At 37.6% G+C, this 23,558-nt stretch carries 17 protein-coding genes and 2 pseudogenes; 14 read left to right on the top strand and 5 right to left on the bottom strand.

The window, feature by feature from the left end; genetic code table 11:
* Window positions 1-103, top strand: a pseudogene (locus DMC01_RS09280) (IS1595 family transposase); the annotation flags it as partial.
* A 501-nt stretch (window positions 104-604) separates the two neighbouring features.
* On the opposite strand, the gene DMC01_RS09275 reads toward DMC01_RS09280, so the two are convergent.
* Window positions 605-1,360 (bottom strand): hypothetical protein, encoded by a 756-nt coding sequence (locus DMC01_RS09275; protein ID WP_142693952.1) that lies wholly within the window; start codon window positions 1,358-1,360, stop codon window positions 605-607.
* 323 nt (window positions 1,361-1,683) lie between these two features.
* Window positions 1,684-3,492: a translational GTPase TypA gene (gene typA / locus DMC01_RS09270; RefSeq protein ID WP_142693951.1), complete on the bottom strand. Its 1,809-nt coding sequence runs from the start codon at window positions 3,490-3,492 to the stop codon at window positions 1,684-1,686.
* A gap of 143 nt (window positions 3,493-3,635) precedes the next feature.
* Between typA and DMC01_RS09265 the strand changes: the two genes are divergently transcribed.
* From DMC01_RS09265 to DMC01_RS09240, 6 genes are all read left to right on the top strand, one after another.
* Window positions 3,636-3,959 (top strand): hypothetical protein, encoded by a 324-nt coding sequence (locus DMC01_RS09265; protein ID WP_142693950.1) that lies wholly within the window; start codon window positions 3,636-3,638, stop codon window positions 3,957-3,959.
* Between the two features lie 9 nt (window positions 3,960-3,968).
* Complete coding sequence (gene fliK, locus DMC01_RS09260) at window positions 3,969-6,008, top strand: flagellar hook-length control protein FliK (protein WP_142693949.1); 2,040 nt, start codon at window positions 3,969-3,971, stop codon at window positions 6,006-6,008.
* 42 nt (window positions 6,009-6,050) lie between these two features.
* Window positions 6,051-6,821, top strand: coding sequence for a flagellar basal body rod modification protein (locus DMC01_RS09255; RefSeq protein WP_142693948.1), 771 nt, complete (start codon window positions 6,051-6,053; stop codon window positions 6,819-6,821).
* 12 nt (window positions 6,822-6,833) lie between these two features.
* The gene (locus DMC01_RS09250; RefSeq protein WP_142693947.1) at window positions 6,834-8,753 is read left to right on the top strand and encodes a flagellar hook-basal body complex protein; all 1,920 of its coding nucleotides are present in this window, start codon (window positions 6,834-6,836) and stop codon (window positions 8,751-8,753) included.
* 902 nt (window positions 8,754-9,655) lie between these two features.
* Complete coding sequence (dnaG, locus tag DMC01_RS09245; protein ID WP_427846116.1) at window positions 9,656-11,440, top strand: DNA primase; 1,785 nt, start codon at window positions 9,656-9,658, stop codon at window positions 11,438-11,440.
* Between the two features lie 119 nt (window positions 11,441-11,559).
* Window positions 11,560-11,772 (top strand): hypothetical protein, encoded by a 213-nt coding sequence (locus DMC01_RS09240; RefSeq protein WP_142693945.1) that lies wholly within the window; start codon window positions 11,560-11,562, stop codon window positions 11,770-11,772.
* 7 nt (window positions 11,773-11,779) lie between these two features.
* Here the strand turns inward: DMC01_RS09240 and DMC01_RS09235 are convergent, their stop codons facing one another.
* Complete coding sequence (locus DMC01_RS09235) at window positions 11,780-12,700, bottom strand: PLP-dependent cysteine synthase family protein (protein ID WP_142693944.1); 921 nt, start codon at window positions 12,698-12,700, stop codon at window positions 11,780-11,782.
* Window positions 12,697-13,842, bottom strand: a complete 1,146-nt coding sequence (locus DMC01_RS09230; protein ID WP_282432295.1) for a trans-sulfuration enzyme family protein — start codon at window positions 13,840-13,842, stop codon at window positions 12,697-12,699. Before DMC01_RS09230 ends, DMC01_RS09235 begins: the two co-directional genes overlap by 4 nt.
* 162 nt (window positions 13,843-14,004) lie before the next feature.
* Here DMC01_RS09230 and DMC01_RS09225 point away from each other — a divergent pair, with 162 nt between their 5' ends.
* The 7 genes from DMC01_RS09225 (at window position 14,005) to DMC01_RS09195 (ending at window position 22,375) form a co-directional block, all read left to right on the top strand.
* Complete coding sequence (locus tag DMC01_RS09225) at window positions 14,005-15,363, top strand: M23 family metallopeptidase (protein WP_142693942.1); 1,359 nt, start codon at window positions 14,005-14,007, stop codon at window positions 15,361-15,363.
* Window positions 15,363-16,247, top strand: a complete 885-nt coding sequence (gene lpxC, locus DMC01_RS09220) for a UDP-3-O-acyl-N-acetylglucosamine deacetylase (protein WP_142693941.1) — start codon at window positions 15,363-15,365, stop codon at window positions 16,245-16,247. The genes DMC01_RS09225 and lpxC overlap by 1 nt, the downstream gene beginning before the upstream one ends.
* Before the next feature lie 38 nt (window positions 16,248-16,285).
* Window positions 16,286-16,690, top strand: a complete 405-nt coding sequence (locus DMC01_RS09215) for a tRNA threonylcarbamoyladenosine biosynthesis protein TsaB (protein ID WP_427846115.1) — start codon at window positions 16,286-16,288, stop codon at window positions 16,688-16,690.
* A gap of 288 nt (window positions 16,691-16,978) precedes the next feature.
* Complete coding sequence (thrB, locus tag DMC01_RS09210) at window positions 16,979-17,857, top strand: homoserine kinase (RefSeq protein WP_142693939.1); 879 nt, start codon at window positions 16,979-16,981, stop codon at window positions 17,855-17,857.
* A complete protein-coding gene (locus DMC01_RS09205; protein ID WP_246059160.1) occupies window positions 17,851-18,111 on the top strand; it encodes a DUF448 domain-containing protein in 261 nt (86 codons plus the stop codon). The genes thrB and DMC01_RS09205 overlap by 7 nt, the downstream gene beginning before the upstream one ends.
* Window positions 18,098-20,614: a translation initiation factor IF-2 gene (infB, locus tag DMC01_RS09200; RefSeq protein WP_142693938.1), complete on the top strand. Its 2,517-nt coding sequence runs from the start codon at window positions 18,098-18,100 to the stop codon at window positions 20,612-20,614. The genes DMC01_RS09205 and infB overlap by 14 nt, the downstream gene beginning before the upstream one ends.
* A gap of 1,053 nt (window positions 20,615-21,667) precedes the next feature.
* Window positions 21,668-22,375, top strand: coding sequence for a YebC/PmpR family DNA-binding transcriptional regulator (locus tag DMC01_RS09195; protein ID WP_142693937.1), 708 nt, complete (start codon window positions 21,668-21,670; stop codon window positions 22,373-22,375).
* Window positions 22,376-22,576: 201 nt separating this feature from the next.
* Here DMC01_RS09195 and DMC01_RS16685 read toward each other — a convergent pair.
* Window positions 22,577-23,330, bottom strand: a pseudogene (locus DMC01_RS16685) (IS1595 family transposase).
* Window positions 23,331-23,558: the final 228 nt, after the last annotated feature.

Below are 23,558 nucleotides of genomic sequence, written 5' to 3'. Positions count from 1 at the left end.
CTATTTGCACTTAAAGGAAACTGAATTTAGATATAATGTTAAAGTTAAAAATGAAAATTTGTATAAAATTTTGTTAAAATTGATTAGGAAAAATCCTATGTAATTTTAGCTAAAAGTATCAATCGCCTTTCTTTTTTATAAATTTAGCCAAATCAAACTTTGCAAACTTCTACTACACAGTTGCAAGTTGCGTAACACGAAGTAAAAATACAAGTGTTTTACGACCAGCTCAGCCCCAAGCTTACCACGAACACGCCTTGCTCCTTCTGCTTTCAGTTACGAGCGAAGCGTTGTAAAAAATACCCTTCATCAGCTTCAACCGCTCATTTTAGAGCTTTTTCACACTCTTTTGTGATTAAAATGCGAATTTTTCGCACAATTTTATTAACAAAAACACAAAAAATTTTGCAAATTTTGGCGATTTTTGCCTCTAAATCAAGGCTTGTTGAAAAGGGATAAGACGAGTAGCACGAAGCAAAAAATACTTCGTAATTCCTTAAATTTCTTTTGAAACAATTTAAAAATGTATCATATGCTTGTTTTTCATTTTATTCTTTATACTTTAAAACAATCTTGTATAAAATTAAAAGATCTTGAGCTAATTTTAAGCAATGAGGGCTTGAATTTTAGCTAAATTTGCATTCATTTGCTCTAAATTCTTTTTTAAGCTTAGTTTTTTGTCTATGAAAAAGGGATTTTTCAAGCTAGCTATGAGGGCGATATTCTTCTTTATAAACAGTCTCTTAGTGCTAAACTCGGCACCTTCAAGCCTTTCAAAAAGCTCATCTTCATCTATGCTTGATAATTTTTCTTTGAATTTAGGCTTTAAAGTCTGCGTCCTAGCTTTATTAGGATCAAAGGCTTTTTCTTGATCTAAGGCTGAATTTATATCTAATTGTGAATTTTTAGTCGAAGTTAAGCCAGTTAAATCATCATCTTTAAGCACAAGCATAAGCCCTACAAAACTCTTGCCACTGAGATTTTTAAAGCTTAGATCGCATAAAATAAAGTCTTTAAATTCAAAGATATTTGCAGTTTTTATACTAGCACAAGAAGGGATAAGCTCTTGTAAAAACTTGGCCTCTAAGCCTTGTTTGAATTTAGCCTTATTTTGCTTTAAAAAGAGCTTTAAAAGCCTATTTTCTATGTTTTTTTGCCTTAATAATAGCTTTTTTGATAAAAAGCGGTAAAAAAATACCCCCACAAAGATGCTTACAGCAAGGGCTATTATAAGATCCTCACTTGCCACAAAGGCTAGGAAAAAAACTATAAAGGCTTCTAAAAAGGCTAGTAATCTTAACAGATCAAGGCTTTTAAAGATCTTTGATCTTTGTTGCTGCAATACCATTAAATCATCCATTTAACTTCTTTTCTAGGCTCAAAATTCACAAGACGTTTAGATTACAGAATGCGAAATTTCAACAAAATAAAAGCTACAAGGCTAAAAATCCATAATCTATCTTCTGCAAATAAAAAACGCAACACTGATAATAAGCTTGTTTGTTTTGCATAGCTTCTTTGGCATAAATCCACATTCTATTATCTGTAAGCTATACTCTGTAATTTGAAATGACGAATTTGCCTTATGAATTTTTTTTTAAATTCAAGCAAGATCAGCTCTCATTTTGCAAACTTTAATTAAAAAAGTGCTCATAAAATCGCCATAATTTATGCCAAATAAACTCAGCCCTTTGTTCTTTCCATTCTCTTTCTGTGCGTAGGATCCAAGTAACGTTTTCTCACCCTCACACTTTTTGGCGTAACCTCTACTAATTCGTCCTCTTCTATCCACTCCAAAGCCCTTTCTAAGCTTAGTTTGCGTGGTGGCACTAGCTTTATGGCATCATCAGAGCCACTTGCACGAACATTTGTAAGATTTTTGCCCTTGATAGGATTTACATCCAAATCATTTGGACGGCTATGCTCGCCTATAATCATACCCACATAAACCTTTGTCTGAGGCTCTATAAACAAAGCCCCCCTATCTTGCAGATTAAAAAGCGAGTAGCCCAAAGCAACGCCGTTTTCCATACTAATCAAAGCACCATTTCCCCGTCTTTCAACAGCACCTGAAAAGGGACGAAATTCCAAAAAGCTATGATTCATAACCCCCTCGCCCTTTGTGTCCGTTAAAAACTGCGAACGAAAGCCTATGAGAGAACGAGCGGGGATTTCAAACTCTAATCTAGTTTGCCCATCCCCTGTGGGCGACATATTCTTCATCTCAGCCTTGCGTTTTCCTAGCTTTTCTATGACCGCACCGCTAAATTCATCAGGCACATCGATGACTAAATGCTCAAAAGGCTCGGTTTTCACACCATTTTCATTTTTGACTATGACCTCAGGACGTCCCATACAAAACTCAAAGCCCTCCCTACGCATATTTTCAGCCAAAATGGTAATTTGCAATTCTCCACGCCCACTTACCTTGAATTTACCCTCGCCGTTTTGCTCAAATTTCATCGCAATGTTCGTTTTCATCTCATTTTCAAGGCGCTCAGCGATTTTGTTTGAAGTAACACTCTTGCCCTCGGTGCCAGCAAGGGGTCCATCATTTACGCTAAAAACTATGCTTAAAGTAGGCTCTTCTATGTGTAAGGGGTCTAGGGGCATAGGATTAGTGCTATCTACTATGCTATCACCCACATCTAAGGCGTCAAAGCCTGCAATAGCCACTATATCGCCCACAAAGGCTTCCTCAATGTCCGTTTTTTCAAGCCCCATAAAGCCTATGAGCTTTGAAATTCGCCCATTTACCTTACTGCCATCAGCCTTGGCAAGCGTTACGGTTTCATTTTTTCTCACCTTGCCGTTAAAAATTCGCGCAATGCCGATTTTGCCAACAAAATTATCATAGCCTAGGGTGAAAACTTGCAGCTGCAAGGGATTATCCACGCTGCCACTTGGCTTTGGCACACGCTCTAAAATAGTCTCAAACAAGGGCTTCATATCCTTGTTTTCATCGTTTAAATCAAGCTTTGCATAGCCATTTTTTGCCGCAGCATACACCACAGCAAAGTCTAGCTGCTCGTCATTTGCACCCAAAGCCACAAATAAATCAAAAATTTCATTTACAACCCTGTCAGGCTCAGCTGCTTGCTTGTCGATTTTGTTGATGATGAGTATGGGACGAAGTCCTAGTGTAAGGGCTTTTTTCACCACAAATTTGGTTTGTGGCATTACGCCTTCTTGTGCATCCACAAGCAAAAGCACGCCATCTACCATTTTAAGCACCCGCTCAACCTCTCCGCCAAAGTCCGCGTGTCCGGGCGTGTCGATGATATTTATCTTTGTGCCCTTGTAATTTATGGCTGTGTTCTTTGAAAGTATGGTGATACCGCGTTCTTTTTCAATGTCGTTGCTATCCATCACGCGCTCAGCGATTTGCTCGCGCTCATTAAATGTGCCTGATTGCTTTAAAAGCTCATCTACAAGGGTGGTTTTGCCGTGATCCACGTGGGCTATGACGGCTATGTTTCTTAGATCTTGCAAGGTTTTTCTCCGTATTTTTTAAAAAGGCATATTATACACAAAGATCTTAAATTTAGTTTTAACACTGTGAGTTTTTAAAAGGCTTTATAAAACTTGGAACAGATCTTGCTTTATAAATGCAAATTTGATTTGAAGGAGAGAATATGTCAAAGGTAAATCCAGAGCAAGCCTTAATAGAGCTTGATACAGGTGTTATCAACAAAAAAAGCGAGATGCTAATGCAGGTTTTAGCCCTGCTAGAAAGCCTAAAAACAAGAGCAAAGGGGAAGATGGCTAGAATTTCACCAGAACTTACTGAGATCTTTAATGATGAAAAGAAGTTTGAAAGGGTGAAAAGGTCTAAGAATTTAGATGAGCTTTTGGGGATTATAGAAAGCTTTGATCTTGATCATAAAATGCTTAAAATTCACTGCATAGAGCAGTTAAGAAAGGATTTTCCTATCCTAGCAAAGAAGGATTTTTTATAAGGTGAAAAAATGTCAGATCTTAGCTCTCAAAATACTGTCTTAGATCTAGCTCCGAAATCAGACTCTAAGACAGCAAAATTAAACTCACAAAAAACACAAGTTATAGGTGAAAAGCAAGAAGAGGCAAATTCAAACGAGCCACATAGCTTTTTAGCCTCCTTGCTTGAGGCCATTGATGATCCAAATGAGTTTTTGCCACAAAGATTACAGGTAAGCGAAAAGGAGATTGTCGAAGAGCTTATGTTTAAGATAGAAAAGACTCATTTGTTTGGTGAGCTTGATCAAGAAAAGCAAGGCTCTATCTTTGAAACCCTAAGCTTTATGGAGGTTTTAGGGGTTTTAGAAAATTTGCAGATTAAAAATGCAGATGTCAAGCTTTCTCAGCTTTCAAGCCTAACTCAGCAATTTTTGCAAACTCAAAACAAGCTTGATCTTTTAAAACAGTCAAAGAATTTAAACGAGCTTTTAACTGTGGCTAAGGATTTAAATTTACAAATTTCAAAGATCAAAATAGATCATTTTGATGGCTTAAAGGATATGTTTCCAAATTTAAACAAGGCAAATTTTTTTAACACCAAGCTAGAATCTGTCTTTAAAGAACTTGTAAATACCAAAATCGCTCAGATCATAAAAGAAAGTGGCATAAAAAATGAAACAAAGCACAAAGAAAGCGACACCCTAATCTCAAAGGCTTTAAAAGAGCTTACAAGCAAGGATCTAGCCCTTAATGTCAGCAAATTTGAAAATGAAACAAAAGAAGAGCCTCTTTTAAAGGTACAAACCCCCATAAAAGAGGAGCAAACTCAAACAAAGGCTTTAAACAAAGAAGCTGACACTGTCATCTCAAAGGCTTTAAAAGAACTTACAAATAAGGATCTAGCCCTTAATGCCAACAAATTTGAAAATGAAACAAAAGAAGAGCCCTTAATTAAAACCGAGCAAAAACAAGCAGAGCCCTTAAAAGAGCCTATGAAGGAAAAAGCTCTTTTAAATTTAGAACAAAAAGATGAAAAGCCAAGGAACATTAAAAACGAAGAGCCTCTTAAAGAAAGCAAACAAGAGCCAAAAGTCATAAACATCCACGCTCCTCAAAAAGAGCCAGAAAAAGTAGTTGTGCAAACTGTGGCTGTACATAAAAATGAGGCCTTAGGCTCTAAGGAATTAAAAAATTCACAAAAAGAAGCTAGTGAAGTTAAGGAAAAATTAAGTGAATTTAAAGAAAAAGCAAAGACAGAAGAGGGCATTAAAACTGAGATTAAAGTTTCAGCAAATGACAAACCAAGTCAGATTAAAGAAACAAAAACACAGTTGCCACAAAATGATCAAACCAAGCCAATAATACAAGAAAGCAAAGAAGCCAAGCCCTTAAACCAAGAGCCTAAAATTGATCCTAAGAATGAAAATTCAAGCTTAAAATTAGAAACAAGCAAAGAAGTAAGCCCTATAAATCAAGTAAGTGTGGAAACGAAGAGTGTTGAAGCTTTGCCTACTAAAACAGCAAACAAGGAAGAAAAGATAAATTTAAATGAAAAGGCTTCTAGCGTAGAAGATGTCAAGTTGGATTTTGCTCCTACTAAAAGCACAAAAGAGGATACAAATGAGCTTAATAGTATGATTAAAGATCTAAGTCAGCTTTCTAAGAATGAATTAAAATCTGGGATCACAGTAAAAGAAACCCTCACTCAGTTTTCTTATGATCTAAAAGAACAAATCGCTAGTTACAAGCCCCCTCTTACTCGCTTTAATCTAACCTTAAATCCTTCAAATTTAGGCGAGGTGGAAGTAACTCTCATTCAAAGGGGAAGTAATTTACATATAAGCTTTAATTCAAACACCAACACTATGAATTTATTCATTCAAAATCAGGCTGAATTTAAAAACTCCCTTGTTAATATGGGCTTTACAGGGCTTGAAATGAATTTTAGCGATCAAAGCAAAAAGGAAAGACAACAACAAAACAAAAAATTTGCTAATTTTGATCTTCAAGATGAGCTTGAAAATTTAAATCCCAACAGCAGCTTGGAGCTTGTTTTGGCTAGGTATTTTTAAGCTTGGAACAAAACTTGCTTTAAATTCACAAAAGGAGACACAATGGCACTTACAGAATTACTAAACGCAACGACAAGCACTACAAGTAGCACAGCAAGTAGCACGACAAATACTACAAGTAGTACGACAAATTCAAGTAATAATTTAACTACTTCGTCTAAAAACAATGCCGTACTTGATAAGGATGCCTTCTTAAAGCTCTTGCTAGTAGAATTACAACACCAAGATCCAACTGATCCTATGGATAGCGATAAGATGCTAACTCAAACCTCCCAACTTGCAGCCCTTGAAATGCAGCAAAACACAAATGAAACTATGTCAAAGATGGTTGAGACTATGAATCAGCTCTCAGAAGCTATGGTTTCAAACAGCAATATGTCAGCCGTTAATGCCATAGGTAGAATGGCTACCTTGGGAGAAAATTATATCAAGGTAAATGAAAGCGATAATTCAGGCTCTCAAAATATGAGCATTAAGATCTATTTACCAAAAGAAACAAAAGAAGGAGCTACCTTTCAAGTCATAGATAAAAGCTCAGCTCAAGAAAGAGTGGTTAAAACCTTCAAGCTTGAAAAAGAAAGCTTACAAGAGGGCTTAAACAGCATAGCTTGGGATCTAAGAAATGATGATAATGCCTTTGTGGGTGCTGGAAATTACACCATTAGAACAAGCTACACAGACATAGAAGGAAATACCTCAAATGCTGAATTTGGCAAGTATCCCATTGAAGCTGTTCGCTTTAAAGACGGAAAGACCTATGTTAAGGTAGCTGGAACAGAGTATGAATTTAACAAGCTAAGCGAGATAAGCTAAAAGGAAATAAGAATGAATGCTTCATTTTATAGCGGTGTGCTTGGGGTTAAAACTCAAGGCTTTGGCATAGATATAACCTCGCACAACATAGCAAATATCAACACCCCGGGCTTTAAGTACTCTCAGGCTGAATTTGCAGATATATTTTATAAAAGAGTTAGCTCTCAGGGCACAAATCCAACCCAAGCAGGAGTAGGCTCTCAGCCTAGTGCAAGCAAGATAACCTTCGAGCAAGGCTCTTTCATAGAGGGAGAGGGTGAATTTGATGTAGCCCTTCACGGCAGAGGCTTTTTTGGGCTTTTAGGAGCAAATAATCAAGCCTTTTATACAAGAAACGGAGCCTTTGTAAGAGATGGGGCAAATAACCTAGTAGATGCTTATGGAAATTTCGTCTTAGGCACTATGAATCCAAATTTCACCCCAACAGCTTACAGTCAAAGGGTTTCTGAGGCTATGGGAAGGGTTTTAGGAACCCCTGTGAGTGAGGGATGGACCATAAATAATCCAATGCAAAATTTTGACATAGGCACAAGCACCACTCAAACCTCGCTTTTTGTGCCAAAGAATCTATATTATTTCCCTGAGGTAACAACCCAGGCTACTTTTAGAGGCACCATAAGCGTTGTGCCTGATGTAACTGTGAGAAATTACAACCTAAGCCCCATAAATGCTTCTTTAAGAACCACAAATACCACAGAGCTTAGCTTTGAAGGAAACATAGCAGACGCAAATGCAAATGATGAGATCACAGTGCTCTTAGAGGATGAAAACGGAAACAGCCTTGAAAGGGTATTGAATTTAGATCAAAACCTGAATTTTTCAAGCAATATAACAGTGCAAGACTTAGGGGATAGTAACTTAGATATGAACAGTGCTGTAATTAGCAAGATCACCCTAAAAAATGGCACAGAGCTTACTCAAAATTTACCAACACTAACTAAAAATGCCAGCACAGCAACCTTAAATGGAGCTGTGAATAATATCACAGATATAAATGGTAATACAGTTGAAGCAAAGCCAGGAGATAAGGTAACTGTGGTGCTTGTTTCACAAGGGAGAAGTTTTAGGCAAGAGGTTACCTTAAATGAGGATCTTAGCTTTTCTAGTGAGCTTACAAGCACACAAACAGGACTTGATCTAAACAATGCAACTGTCTCAGGGCTTAGCCTTGTTGGAACAAGGGAAAATTATGCAAACAAGAATTTCGGCATAAGGGTATATAATGCAGATGGAAGTGTAAGTGTGCTTAGATATACCCTAATGCCAAGACAAAGGGCTGAGGGCGAGGACTTTGTTTATGATGTAGTAGCCGGAGTTTATGATACACTTGGAAATTTGCAAGGAGGGCAGTCCACAGGGCTAATCACCTTTAATCAATTTGGAGCCTTAACCTCAAATTCTCTAACTAGCATCCCCAATCCAAACGGAGGCGAAATAGCCATAAATTTTGGCACTCCAACAAATGAACCCTCCACAAATAGATTGGGTCCTGGCTGGGATGGGATCTATGTAAGCTTGACAGATAGGGCAGATAATATAAGCTCTACAGGAGATGGCTTTGCTGAGGGCTTTTTTTCAAAATACCTAATCCACGAGGATGGATCCTTAATCGCACAGTTTGACAACGGACGCACAGCCATAGTAGCAAAGCTTGCCCTTTATAATTTCATAAACGAGCAAGGACTAAGCTCTGTTGGTTCAAATAATTTCGCACAAACCTCAAAGAGCGGACCTGCTTCTTTTCTTTTCAACAACCAAGGGCAATTTGTTTATACGGCTAAATTTGTTAGAAACAAGCTTGAAAGCTCAAATGCTGATCTAAGTGTGCAACTTACCGATCTAATAGTTATGCAAAAGGCTTATGATGCAAGTGCAAAAAGCATTACAACAAGTGATAGCTTGATACAAACAGCATTGAATATGAAGAGCTAAAATAGCGCAAAATTAAAATTCACAAAAGAATTTTTGTAAAGGCATTTTTGAAAAGCCTTAGCTTTATTTTAAACAACTATTGATCGTTAGATGAATACAGTATTTGCCATTCTAAGCGTAGTTAAGTATCTCAAGCCCCCATTTGTCATACTGAGGCTTTGTGCGAAGTATCTCAAAAAAAGAGATATTTCGGCTACATCTCAATGTAACAAGCATAGTTTTGTTATTCCAAGCGAAGTCAAGAATCCACGAATTGATGTAGAAATACCTTGAATTTAATAAATTCTTCGCTAGTAGGCTAAGAATGACAAATCAACACTTTTTTGAAAAAAGAACCAAAGCCTTTTATCTTAAAGGCATAAAATGCTTAAACCTTTGCTTTTGAATTTTATCATTTACAAAACAAGCCTTTTTAAATTTTACCTTGACCAAGACTCTTTTTTAAATGCTTATTTTAAATACTTAAAAGGACAATCCTTTCTTAAATTTTAACACTAAAATTCAAAGCCGCTATAAAGTTTTAAGTCAAATTCAAGTATAATGTGTAATTTTTAGGCTCTTAAAAGACAGTAAATTTGTCTTTGAATTTTTAAGGCTAGAAAATGAATTTAAGGCTTTTTGAAAATGCCTAGTTTTTTTAAGCTAAATTAAAAATGACTTAAAAAATTCAATTATTTTTGTAAGTAAGGCTGTGAATTTATGATTCTTTAAAGCTAAGATTTATAAAAAACATTAAAAATGCCTTTTAAATTATAAGCTTTGCGTGAATTTAAGGGACAAAAAGTAGTGCCATTATAGGCAATTTAAATCACAAAGCATAATGCTAGTTCCAAAAGAGCGTTTAAGTATAATAGAAGGCGAGCTAGTGGATATTATGCTACTTTCATAAGGTGTAAAGCGTGATAATAGAAGCAAAAAGCATAGAGGATTTAAGGCAAAGGGCTGACATAGTAAGCGTCATCGAGCATTATGTCGAGGTAAAAAAGAGCGGCTCGGCGTTTGTGTGCCTTTGCCCCTTTCACGCCGATAAAAATCCAAGTATGAGTATAAACGCCATAAAGGGCTTTTATCACTGCTTTGCTTGTAAGGCGGGAGGCGATGTATTTAAATTCGTCCAAGAGTTCGAACGCATAGGCTTTGGCGAGGCTGTGGAGAGGGTGGCTAGCCTTTGTAATTTTACTTTAAGCTACACAGGCTCAAAAAGTGTGGCAAGCCGTGAAATTTATGAGATTTTACCCCTTTTAAATGCCTTTTATAAGCAAAATTTAAGCAAACACCAAAACGCCTTGCATTACCTGTATAATAGGGCTTTAAGCGATGAGGACATAAGAAAATTTGAGCTAGGCTTTGCACCAAGTTCAGATGAGAGTTTAAGGCTTTTAAAAAACGAAAAAATAGATTTTAAAAATGCCCTTGAGTGTGGGGCTGTGAAATTTAGTAGCGAGCAAAAGGGCTATTATGCAAGTTTTATAAACCGCATAAGCTTTCCCATCTACGACTACAAGGGAGCTTTAATAGGCTTTGGCGGACGCACTTTAGACGCTGAAAACAAGGCAAAATATGTAAATTCCCCTCAGTGTAGAATTTTTGATAAATCCCGGGTCTTTTACGCCCTTAACTTAGCAAAGGAAAGCATAGCAAAGCAAGGTGAGATGATAGTTTGCGAGGGCTATATGGACGCAATAGCCTTTCACAAAGCAGGGCTAAATAACGCAGTAGCAGTGCTTGGCACGGCTTTGACGCAAAATCACTTGCCCTTAATTAAACGCTATGAAACAAGGGTTATTTTATGCTTTGATAGCGACACAGCAGGCTTTAACGCGGCTATGCGTTCGGCATTTTTGCTAAGCACGCACAAAATCCCTGGCAAGGTGGCAAGTTTGCAAGGCGGCAAGGACGCAGCCGATTTAGTAGCAAGTGGGCAAGCAAAGCTGCTTTATAATGCCATAGATAAGGGCATTGAGCTTGGAGAGTTTTACATAAGGGGGCTACTTAGTGGCATTTCCTTGCAAAGTCCTCTTGATAAGCAAAGAGCCCTTGAAGCCATTCAAAGATATACCTTCAACCTTGAGCCTATCGTGGCTCAAGGCTATGAAAGCCTTGTGGCTCAGCTTTTGGGCGTAGATGAAAAGCTAGTTACGCTTAGTGCGAAAAAGGGGGCTAAAATTCAAAATTTTATGCCGACTTTCAAGGCAAATTCAAGGCAAAATGCCGACTTAGCCGAGCTTCAAATCCTGCTTTTTTTGTGCGAAAATCCAAGCTTTCAGCCACTTTTTTTAGAGCTTTGCGATGAGAGTTTTTTCAAGGATAAAGAAAGCCTAAATGCCATCTTGCAAGGACTTGGAGTGGAAAGTAGCTTGATAAGAGAGCTTTTTGAGTATGCAAGTAGGCTTAAAAGGCTTGAAAATGAGGGCGAGTTCTTGCTATCTTTGTCTAAACTAAGCCTTGGCTTTTTTAATAGAACTAGGGGCTTAAACACCGCTATGTCGCTTAAAAAACAGCTTTTGAGCCTACTTGATAAAAATGCCCTAAAACTTCAAAAAAGTTTATCTCAGGCTCAATTTCAAAGCCTTTTGCGTGAAATTCTAAAAAATTTAAAGACAAATGACGATGAGGATGATTTAATGCAAATGCTTAAAAATTTCCAAAAAAACCGCTTTGAGCTGGGGGATGAGAGTGTGTTTTAAGGGCTTTTAAAGGGTGTTTAAAGGTATTTTAAAGGCTTTTTAAAAGGGCTTTGAATTTAAAAATGGGCTTTAAAAAGTTGTGTTTGAAATTCAGCCTTGCAAAAAGCAATTTTTGAATTTTGGGTTTTAAAAAAATTCAAAAAAGGCTGAATTTTTACTTTGAAATTCAGCAAAATGCAATTTGTGAATTTCGCTTTTTAATTTTAAAAGTTAAAAAAGCTAAATTTCGCCCTCAAATTCAGCAAAAAGGCTTGAATTTTAAAAGCACTCATCAAGGGTTTAAATTAAGAGTGTTTAAAATTCACTCAGTGCTTGAATTTAAAGATGCTTAAAATGAGATTAACCCAAAATCTTAAACTGCTCTATCTTTTGAAAATACCTATCCAAACTATCTGCAAAAAGGGTTACTATGTTTTTATTTTCCACACTTTTAGCCAAATTTAAAGAAGCCATCAAACAAGCACCAGAGGAAATCCCAGCCAAAACCCCCTCTTTTTTCGCCAAAAGCCTCACACCTTCAAAAGCCTCCTCATCGCCTATCTTAATCACCTCATCAATTAAAGAAGTATCCATAGTCTTTGGCACAAAGCTATTTCCTATGCCCTCGATATTTGCTTCCTTGCACTCACCCCCACCTATAATCGAGCCTATGGGATCGCACAACACACACTTGATAGAGGGATTTTTTTCCTTTAAAAACCGTGAAATTCCACTAAAAGAGCCCCCACTTCCAGCCCCACACACGAAAAAATCAATCTTGCCCCCCAAATCCTCATAAATTTCTTTTGCCGTGCTTTCATAATGTGCCTTTGGGTTAAATTCATTGTCAAATTGATCAAAATAATAAGCATTTGGAGTGCTTTCTACCAAATCCTTTGCCCTTTTTATGCTCCCATCAATGCCCTCTTTTTTGGGAGTAAGCACGATTTTTGCTCCCAAAGCCCTCATTAGGGCTTGTTTTTCAGGTGAAAATTTCTCAGCCACGAGTAAAATTAGCCTTAAATCAAGCTCTATTCCAGCAAGAGCAAGGGCTAGTCCCATATTTCCTGCTGTTGCTGATATAACTGTGGTATTTGAGTTTATCTTTCCTTGTTTTTTAAGCTCTTTTAGGGCATAAAAGGCTACCCTGTCTTTTACGCCTCCTGCTGGGTTTTGAAATTCACATTTTGCATAAAGGGCGTTGCCATTTGCAATGCCTATTTTGCCAAGCCTTAAAAGGGCTGTGTTTCCAACAAACCCTGCTATGCTTTCATATATCACTTTGAGGACCTTAAAATGGCTTGTTCTAAATCTTTTATCAAGTCTTTTGCGTCCTCTATGCCAACAGAGATGCGAATTAGCTCATCGCTTATGCCCAAACTCTTTCTAATCCTAGCAGGAATGGAAGCGTGTGTCATAGAAGCAGGATGGCAAAGCAAGCTCTCAACCCCTCCTAAACTCTCAGCCAAGGTAATAATCTCAGTGCTTTCAAAGAATTTTTTGTGATTTAAGCCCTTTTTTAGCTCAAAGCTAACCATCCCGCCCCCACTTTTTGCCTGTGCCTTTTGTGTTTCATAATACTTGCTTTTTTTCAAGCTTGGATAATGCACCCTTGAAACGCCTGGGTGAGCCTTTAAAAACTCGGCAATTTGCAAGGCATTTTCGCTATGCCTTTGCATTCTTAAAGCCAGAGTTTTAAGCCCTCTTATAAGCAAAAAGCTATCAAAGGGAGCAAGCACTGCTCCTATTGAGTTTTGTAAAAAGCCAAGCCTTTCGCCTAAAATTTCATCGTTTGTAACAACCAGCCCACCGATGACATCGCTGTGTCCTCCTATGTATTTAGTCGCTGAATGCACCACTATATCAATGCCAAGCTCAATGGGACGCTGTAAATATGGGGTCATAAAGGTATTATCAATTATGCTTAAAATGCCTTTTTTCTTTGCGATTTTAGCAATTTGTTCTATGCTAACCACAGTTAAAAGGGGATTTGAAGGGGTTTCAAACAAGATAGCCTTTGTTTTTTTGCTTATGATACTTTCTAAATCCTCATAGTTTTCGCCCTCAAAAATCTTATAAGTTATATTAAAATTCGTAAAAACCTTATCAAGTAGCCTAAATGTCCCCCCATAAACCTGAGCTAAGATGATAATTTCATCTCCGCTTTTAAAAAGGCTTAAAACATTTGCAATCGCAGCCATACCAGAAGCATAGGCAAAGCCAAATTTGCCGCCTTCAAGCTCGGCTATTAGGCTTTCTATGCCGTCTCTTGTTGGATTTTTCGTGCGTGAGTACTCATAGCCTAAGTGCTTGCCAAGGGCTATTTGCTTGTAGGTTGAGGTCTGATAGATAGGTACATTTACCGCACCTGTGCGAGGATCTGTTGTCTTTCCTGCGTGAATGAGTGCTGTTTGAAAAGATATTTTTTTTGACATTTTTGTCCTTGTGTATCAAATTTTAAGCCTTAATTCTAACAAAAATACTCTTTAATTTTAATTAAAAAAGCTAAATTTTGCCCTCTATGTCCTTTTAACATTTACAAAACAAGGCTATAATTTTCAAAGAAAATTTTAAGGTTACACTTTATGAGAGGGAAAAAAAAGCTTAAAAATTTGCTTGTTATCTTGCTTGTTTTCTTTGCTATCATCTTGGTTTTGTATTTTGATCTTTTTGAAAGAAAGGCTCCTATCATTTATGTAGAAGATACCATATACACAAATTTTGAAAGTCCTCTTGCCTTAAGGATTACTGATGAAGGCTTGGGTTTAAGCTATGCAAGGATCACTCTTCAAAATGGCACAAATGGACAAAACACAGTGCTTTATGACGAAGGCTTAGGGATTAAAAATGAATTTGTATTACAGCTTTCCTTGCCTAAGATCATCAAAAATGGCGATTCATATAGTTTAAAAATAGAAACAAAGGATCATAGCCTTTGGAATTTTTTTATGGGAAATAAAACAGTTAAAACAGTTTCCATAATAAGCGATACAAAAAAACCCACTGTAAATATACTAACTCATTCTTATCAAATAGAACAAGGAGGAGCAGCCGCTGTGGTCTTTGAGGCAAGGGATGAGAACTTACAAGAGGTCTATGTGGAAAACAACAAGGGCGAAAAATTCAAGGTCTTGCCCTTTGTAAAGGAGGGTTATTATGCTAGCATACTTGCTTGGAGTGCTGTAGAAAAGGACTTCATAGCCTATGTGGTAGCTAGTGATAAGGCTAAAAATCTTAGCAAGGAAAGAATTCGCTATTATGTTAAAAACCGCACATATCGCAACTCAAACATAGCCTTAAAGGATAGCTTCTTAGAGGGCAAAATAGCAGATCTAGCAAAGCAGTATGCCCCTGATGAAAATTACAACAAGCTTGATAGCTTTAAATTTGTAAATGAAACATTGAGAATTCAAAATGAGGAGCTGATTTATAAAAATACCCTTGCACTTAGCCCAAAAAACCTTGATGATCTTAATATAACAAGATTTGTGCCACTAAAAAATGCTATGAAGGTGGCTGACTTTGCTGATCATAGATTTTATTCATATAATGATGATTTTTTAAGCGATTCTTATCATTTAGGAATTGATCTTGCTAGTGTTGCTAGGGATGATATATTTGCAAGCCTTGATGGCAAGGTAGTTTTTGCCGAGGAAAATGGCATTTATGGTATAAATATCATCATAGATCACGGACTTGGACTTTACAGCCTTTATGGGCATTGCTCTTCAAAATTTGTAGCCCAAGGAGATGAGGTTAAAAAAGGTGATGTTATAGCTAAGACAGGAGTTAGCGGACTTGCCTTGGGGGATCACTTGCATTTTGGCATTTTGATTCAAGGCGTTGAAGTTCGTCCTGAGCAGTTTCAAGATACAAACTGGCTAAATAATAATATAAATTATATCCTAGCTGAGGGCAAGGATATAATTTTAAGGAGGAAATAATGAGGCAGATCACAGTAGCAAGGACTGTCAAAGGGGTTGGTATAGGGCTTCATAAGGGCGAGCCTATAGAGCTTTGTTTAGAGCCACTTGAAGCAAACAGTGGCGTGGTGTTTTACAGAAGTGATTTGAATGTGAGCTTTAAGGCTGAGCCTTCAAATGTCATAAATACCAAACTTGCAACAGTTATAGGCAATGACAAAGCCTATATTTCCACAATCGAGCATTTAATGAGTGCCATAAATGCCTATGGCATAGATAATATCCGCATAGTTTTAAATGGAAACGAAGCACCTGTGATGGATGGAAGCAGCATTAGCTTTTGTATGATGCTTGATGAGGCTGGCATTAGAGAGCTTGAGGAGCCTAAAAAAATACTTGTGATTAAAAAGGTTGTTGAAGTAAGGGACGGCGATAAATTCGTGAGAATTACTCCCACAAAAGAACCTCGCATAAATTACACCATTAAATTTGACAATGCCCTAATAGGCGAACAGCATTATAACTTTGAATTTTCCAAGAAAAATTACATAGAGGAAATCGCAAGGGCAAGAACCTTTGGCTTTTTAAAGGATGTAGAAACCCTTCGTGCAATGAAGCTAGGACTTGGAGGTAGCCTTGAAAATACCATAGTAGTGGATGAAAACAAGGTTTTAAACCCTGAGGGTTTGCGTTTTAGGGACGAATTCGTGCGGCATAAAATTTTAGATGCCATTGGGGATTTATCCTTGCTAGGATATAGAGTATTTGGGGATTATATATCCTATGCAGGCTCTCATCATCTAAATCATCTCTTAACCAAGGAAATTCTAAAAGATAAAAGTGCTTATGATCTTGTTAGCCTTGAAAGGCAAAAAGCACACGAGTATGAAAGGGTCTTTGCATAAAAAAAATAAGCTTACTCTTAAATGCCCTTGCAAATCCTATCCTAGTAGGGCTTTACGAAAACGATACCTTGCAAAAAAGTTTTGAAAGCAAGGAAAAGGCGAGCGAGTTTTTGCCTGTGATTTTAAATGAAATTTTGGCTGAATTCAGCCTAGAAAGGCTCATTTATGCAAATGGACCGGGCTCATATATGGGCATAAAAATTAGCTATTTAAGCCTTAAAACCTTAAGCATAGTACTTGATGTGCCGCTTTTTGCTGTAAGTGCCTTTGAGCTGAATGATTATAAGCCAATTAAAGCAAATAATGATTTATGTTTTGTTTATGAAAATGGCGAGATTGTTTTAAAAAAAGCATGTGCTGGTGAATTTTTTTTGCCAAGCTCTCTTAAAGGGCTGAATTTAAGCAAAAAAAACGAGCCTTTTTATTTTTTGGATGCTGTGTAAAAGTCATTTTAAAGGCTAAATTCAGGCTAAATTTAAAAAATTCACTCTACGCTGTCATTGTGAGCAAGACAAAAATAAGCGCGGCAATCCACACTTTGTTTGCTATTAGCGTGGGCTATTTTGAGAAATGTGTGAATTTAATTAACACAAAATGGCAAAAACAACGACTTTTTAAGCTATTAATTACCACGAAAATCCTAACGGATTTTCTCGCAATGATAGGTTTTTGTGATTTTTGCGTGTTTTATGAAAACCGCTCACAATGATGATTTATTTAAAAGGAAAAATTTGAAGATCAAAATCCCAGCAACAAGTGCAAATTTAGGACCGGGCTTTGACTGCTTAGGGCTAAGCTTAAATTTACACAACGAGGTGCAGATTAAAAAGGCTAGGATTTCAAGCGTTAAGATAAAAGGCGAGGGCGAGGATAATATATATTTAAAAAGAAACAATCCCTTTTTACGCCTTTTTGATGAGCTTTATCTTGGCTTAACAGGCGAGAAATCGTCCTTTCGCTTTGAATTTAACAACCAAATCCCACTTTCAAGGGGACTTGGCAGCTCATCGGCTGTGGTAGTAGGTGCTGTGGTAGCTGCTTATGCTATGGCTGGTAAGGACTTTGACAAGCAAGGTATCTTAAATTCAGCCCTTCCCTACGAAAAACACCCTGATAACATAGCCCCAGCAACACTTGGAGGCTTTGTGTGCAGTGTGGTTGAAAGCTCGCAGGTTTTTAGCATAAAATCTGAGATAGATAACGATTTAAGGGCGGTTATGGTGATTCCAAACGCTCACATAAGCACGAAAAAATCCCGCGCAAATCTGCCAAAATCCGTGCATTTCAAAGACGCGGTTTTCAACCTAGCCCACTCGTCTTTTCTTACGGCTTGTTTTTTGCAAAAAAGATATGATTTATTAAGGCTTGCTAGTATTGACACGCTTCATCAAAACACTAGGATGAAAAATTTGCCAGCTCTTTTTAAGGTGCAAAAATTAGCCCTTGAAAAGGGAGCCTTAATGAGCGTTTTATCAGGCTCTGGAAGCTCATTTTTAAATATCATTTATAAAAACGAGGCTAAAACCTTGGCGCAAAAATTACAAAATGAATTTAAGGATTTTAAGATAAAAATTATGGAATTTGACAACAAAGGCTTTGAAATTTGCTGAATTTTGATGAAAAAAAGGGTATAATTCACAGTCGTATGTGCGTTCTTTGTCGCATAAAAGCAGAACAAAAAAGCCTCATTCGTTTGCAAATCAAAAACTCACAAATCATTAAATTCACAGGCAAGGGAAGAAGCTTTTATATTTGTAAAAATTGCACCAAAAGCGATGAAAAAAAGCTAATAAGGGCATTTTCTAAGATCAATAAAGGTAAAATAGAGCCGAATTTAAGGGAGATTTTTAATGGCGAAGGTTAAAATTATGGACATAGCCGCTGAGACAGGCTTTTCTAACAGCGAGGTCATCAAAAAGGCAAAGGAGCTGGGTCTTAATGTCAAGGTGGCAAATAGCTCTGTAACAGAAGAAGAAGCAGCAGGCATTTATGAGTACATACAAACAAATACAATACCAGAGTTCTTTAAAGACAAGCTAAAAGAAGTCGCTGTTAAAAAAACAAGCAAGGAAAAACCAAAAGAAGCCAAAAAAATAGTTAATAAAGAGCCAAAAAAAGAAGAGCCCATCATAAAAGAAGAAAAGCCCGTCCAAGAGCCTATTGATACAAGCCTAGCCAAAAGACGAGGGCTGGTTATAGTTAAGAAAAAAAGAGATGAAAAGGCTCAAACTCACAAAGAAAAAAGCCCCCTTTCAAGGCTAAATGAACGCATAGACTTAAAGGATATGTTTTCAAGTGCTCAAAATTTAGACAAAAAGCCTAAAAAGGCAAAGCAAAAGCCTGTTGCCAAGAAGGATAGTGCGACAAAGATAGACTTATTAGGTGGTGGGGATTTTGGAACTTTAAGCACGGATTATGATGAGGATGTGGTGGTTTTGCCTGATTTTAGCGAAACTGTCATCTCTCAGCCAAAGCCTGAATTTACGCAAAAAAAGCAACCCGCCGTTTTAAGACAAAGCTTTAATCAATTCACAGAGGGTGGCATAGGCAGAAGAAGCCGCAAAAAGCCCCCAAAACGCGTTGAGAAAAAAGAACTTGCTGAGATTAAAGCCGTGCAGATTCCAAAGGAAATTCGCCTCTATGAATTTGCCGATAAAATAGGCAAAAACACAAGCGAGCTTATCTCAAAGCTCTTTATGTTGGGGCTTATGACGACAAAAAATGACTTTTTGGACGAGGATGCCATTGAGATTTTAGCGGCTGAGTTTGGCATTGAGGTGCAAATCATTGACGAGGGGCTTGAATTTGACTATGTCAAAGAGTATGAAAGTAGCCAAAAGAGCGAGGATTTAAGCCCCCGCGCACCTGTGATTACCATAATGGGACACGTAGATCACGGCAAGACCTCGCTGCTTGATTATATAAGGAAATCGCGCATTGCAAACGCCGAAGCAGGTGGCATCACCCAGCACGTGGGCGCTTATATGGTAGAAAAAAACTCGCGCAAAATTACCTTTATTGATACTCCCGGACACGAGGCTTTCACGGCTATGCGCGCACGTGGAGCTAGCATAACAGACATAGTCATCATCGTTGTAGCAGCAGATGACGGCGTAAAGCCACAAACCAAAGAAGCCATAAATCACGCCAAAAGTGCAAATGTCCCCATCATCATAGCCATAAACAAAATAGACAAAGAGGGTGCAAATGTCGATATGGTAAAAACTCAGCTTGCCGAGCTTGACATAACCCCTGTGGATTGGGGCGGTAGCTATGAATTCGTGCAAATTTCAGCAAAAAAGGGCACCGGCATTGATGATTTGCTTGAAATTGTGCTTTTGCAAGCGGATATTTTGGATTTAAGAGCCGATGAGAAGGCAAGGGCAAAGGCAAGTGTGATTGAAAGTTCTGTGCAAAAGGGGCGAGGTGCGGTAGCTACCGTCATAGTGCAAAATGGCACATTAAGGGTAGGCGATACCATAGTAGCAGGCGTAGCACACGGCAAGGTAAGGGCTTTAAGCGATGACACAGGCAAGGCTTTAAAAGAGATAAAGCCCGGAGAATGTGGCGTCATAGTAGGGCTTAGCGAGGTATCTGATGCTGGAGAGGTGCTAATAGCCGTGCAAAATGATAAAGAAGCAAGAGAATACGCCGCCAAACGCTATGAGCATAACCGCCAAAAAGAATTAAGCAAATCCACAAAGGTAAGCATTGACGAACTTGGAGCAAAGATTAAAGAGGGCAATCTAAAATCCCTTCCGCTCATCTTAAAAGCCGATGTGCAAGGCTCCTTAGAGGCTTTAAAATCTAGCCTTGAAAAGCTAAAAAATGACGAGATTAAGGTTGATTTAATTCACGCAGCCGTTGGAGGCATCACACAAAGTGATATTGAGCTAGCAAGTGCGAGTGAAAACTCCATAGTCCTAGGCTTTAACATACGTCCAACAGGGGAGATAAAAGAAAGGGCAAAGGAAAGAGGGGTTGAGATAAAAACCTACAATGTCATTTATAATCTCATCGATGAGGTCAAAGCCTTGCTAGGTGGGCTTATGAGTCCTATCATCAGCGAGGAGCAGCTTGGACAAGCTGAAATTCGTCAGGTGATTACGGTGCCAAAAATTGGGCAAATTGCTGGCTGTATGGTAAGCGAGGGGCTTATCAATAGGGGCGCAAAAATTAGGCTCATAAGAGAGGGCGTTGTAATCTTTGAGGGCAATGTAAGCTCACTTAAACGGTTTAAAGATGATGTCAAAGAGGTGGCAAAGGGCTATGAATGCGGAGTTGGCATAGAAGGCTGTGCGGATATGAGAGTGGGAGATTATATAGAAAGTTATAAGACGGTGGAAACGCAGGCTGTCTTAGAGTAGTAGCGGCTTGGCTTTTTAATGTAAAATAGCGGCGAATTCTTGCGGGCGCTTTTTGGGGAGTTTTGAAAAAATTTGGCTCGACAGGCTATATGCCTAGTCTTACAAAATTTTTCCTACGCAACCCACGAATTGGGCTCAAGATACTTCGCCTTATTTGCTTTGTTTCAACAAATATGAATTTTTGGCTTTTCTTGTTTTGAATTTGCTTTAATTTAAGCTAAACTCGCACTTGTCTTTTGGCGATAAAATGATTTTTGCGAACTTGACAGACTATTAGGTCTAGTCTTCGTCCGCAAAAATCATTTTCTCATACAAAATACTTCGTGCGTGGAAACGCTTTTGTTTTGGCGTTTAAAAAAATGGAATTTTATCAATTGTTTTAAAAATCCGTGAATTTTTACACAAAACTAATATAATGGTTTGAAAGCCCCCTGCCGTGCGGAGGGGGTTTTGCTTCGCAAGGCTTGCAACCCGTTGGGTGGGGGTTTATGTAGTGAAACGTAAAATTCAAAGCAAGAGCTTGAATTTTTGCTTTGAAAAATGCCAAATGTTAAGTTAAATTTAGGCAAAGTGTGAATTTTTACTATGGTTTTATTGTTTGCTGTGAATTTTACACACAAAGTGCGTTTTGCTATGAATTTGACAAGGCGATACAAAATACAGATGACTGAAAACGGATAACGGAAATTCACACAAAGTGTGAATTTTTGAGCGACAAGAAATGTGAAATTGTAAGAATTTGAAATGAAATGGATAAGGCGTTGTATGTGCGGATTACTGAAAACGAAATATGTAAATTTGCACGAAAGCGTTTTGAGCTACATAAAATGTCAAATTGCAAATTTTTGAATAAAATGACAAGATTTTAAAGCTATTCTTTGCTTCGCATCTTGCAACTACAAACATAAGTGATTGCGTAAGCAAACGAGTGTAGGATAAAACAGTTCATCCACACGAAGTTTGTGAAACACTTCACAAAAAAAGCCGGCCCAATGGGTTGCAAATGCGTAGCACGAAGCAAAAAAGATAAGCCATTACAAGAAGGAGAAAACTATGGGACGAGCATTTGAATACCGCAGAGCTAGCAAGGAGGCTCGCTGGGATAAGATGAGTAAGCTTTTTCCAAAATTAGCAAGGGCTATACAGGTAGCAGCCAAGGAGGGAGGGGCTGATCCTGATATGAATGCCAAGCTTAGAAGTGCCATCGCTACTGCAAAGGCTAGTAATATGCCAAAGGACAACATAGAAGCTGCCATTAAGCGAGCTCAGGGCAAGGACAGTGCGGACATAAAACACCTTCATTACGAGGGCAAGGCTATGCACGGCGTACTCATCATCACTGAATGTATGAGCGACAACCCCACACGCACGGTGGCAAATGTCAAAGCCATTTTTGCTAAAAATGGAGGAGAGGTGCTACAAAATGGGGCTTTGAGTTTTTTGTTTTCTAGAAAGAGTGTGTTTTATTTAGAGAAATTTGAGGGGAATTTGGAGGACTTAGAGCTTGATCTCATAGACTTTGGGCTTGAAAATTTAGAACAAACTGAGGATGAGTTGATTATAAGTGGGGATTACAGTGCTTTTAAGGAATTAAGCGATGCGATTTTGAGTAAGAATTTAAGGCTAAAAAAAGCTGGGCTTGAATATGTCCCCAACGAACCAAAGGAATTTAGCGAGGAGCAAATAAACGACATTGAAAAATTGCTTGATAAGCTTGAAGATGATGATGATGTGCAAGCTGTTTGGACAAATATAGCCTAAAAGATCGGCACAAGATTTAATAGGGCATAAAATATTTTGGCTTAAAATGCTTTAGCTTTCAATCTACACTTGCTTAGCTTGGAATTTAAACTTCATTTTTGTGGCATTTAAAGTTTGAATTTAGCACAAGTAATTTTAATTTAATACAATATCATTTTACAGTATAGAAAATTAGATGAAAAACAAGTATATGTTTAAGGCTCAAGACAACTTAAGCAGATTTTGTATTATCAACTTTAATAAAATTTGATGAGAAATTTGTCTCAAAATTTTCGCATTAATTTTGTTTCTTTTAAATGTAGTATAAAATTTCTGATTCCTTTAAACTTGCTTAATCTATGCAAAGCCTCAGAAATTATCAATGCCATTTATATGATTTGTGCCTTTTGCAAACTCATTTTCTCTGTGTCTCACTCTATAACTTTGCATCTTCTACTACGCAGTTGCAAGCCTAGCATTGTAAAAAATCAACCAAACCATCATAAATAGCCAAGCACTAAAATTTCGTCTTGCTTATATCGCTTAAATCCCACAGAAAAGAGCTTCTTATCCAAGCAAGCTTTTACAAGCTAAGTATAAACTTACCCATTTCGTTTTAGTAAACCTTCTACTACGCAGTTGCAAGAGCACGAAGTAAAAACACTGCTGTTTAGCCCCATGTCCACGCTTAGCTCGCACACGCTTTGCATCTTCTACTACGCAGTTGCAAGCCTAGCGTTGTAAAAATAACTCTCATTTATTTCAATCTCGCCTTTTTTGAAATTTTTTCACATTCTTTAGAGATTAAAATTCTAATATTTTTGATTATTTTATTGATGCTTTGGCAAGAATTGTTGCTTAATTTTGCAAGTTTTGTGGCTTTAATATCAAGGCAAACATACTGTACAATTTCTTTAAACTTAGCCTCTGAAATTTTGAAACAATTGATATACTTGTTTTTTATCGCTGTAATCATAACTTAAAGCTTTTTTATTTGAGCTTAAGTTGTCTTGAGTCTATTTAATTCCCACATTTCTCAGTTCTAATTTAAGAAATTTTAAAGTATTTTTTACTTCGTGCTCTTGCAACTGCGTATTAGAAGTAGCAAAGGCTAGTTATAGGATAAAGGAAGATATGAGTTTGCAAATGGACACAAGCATATCAATGGAAACTGTGAATTTTTTGCTACGCCTCTTGTAACTAC

The organism is Campylobacter troglodytis, assembly GCF_006864425.1.
GTDB lineage: Bacteria > Campylobacterota > Campylobacteria > Campylobacterales > Campylobacteraceae > Campylobacter_D > Campylobacter_D troglodytis.
Note: the sequence above shows the minus strand (reverse complement) of the source record. Positions and strands in the feature narration are given on the sequence as shown.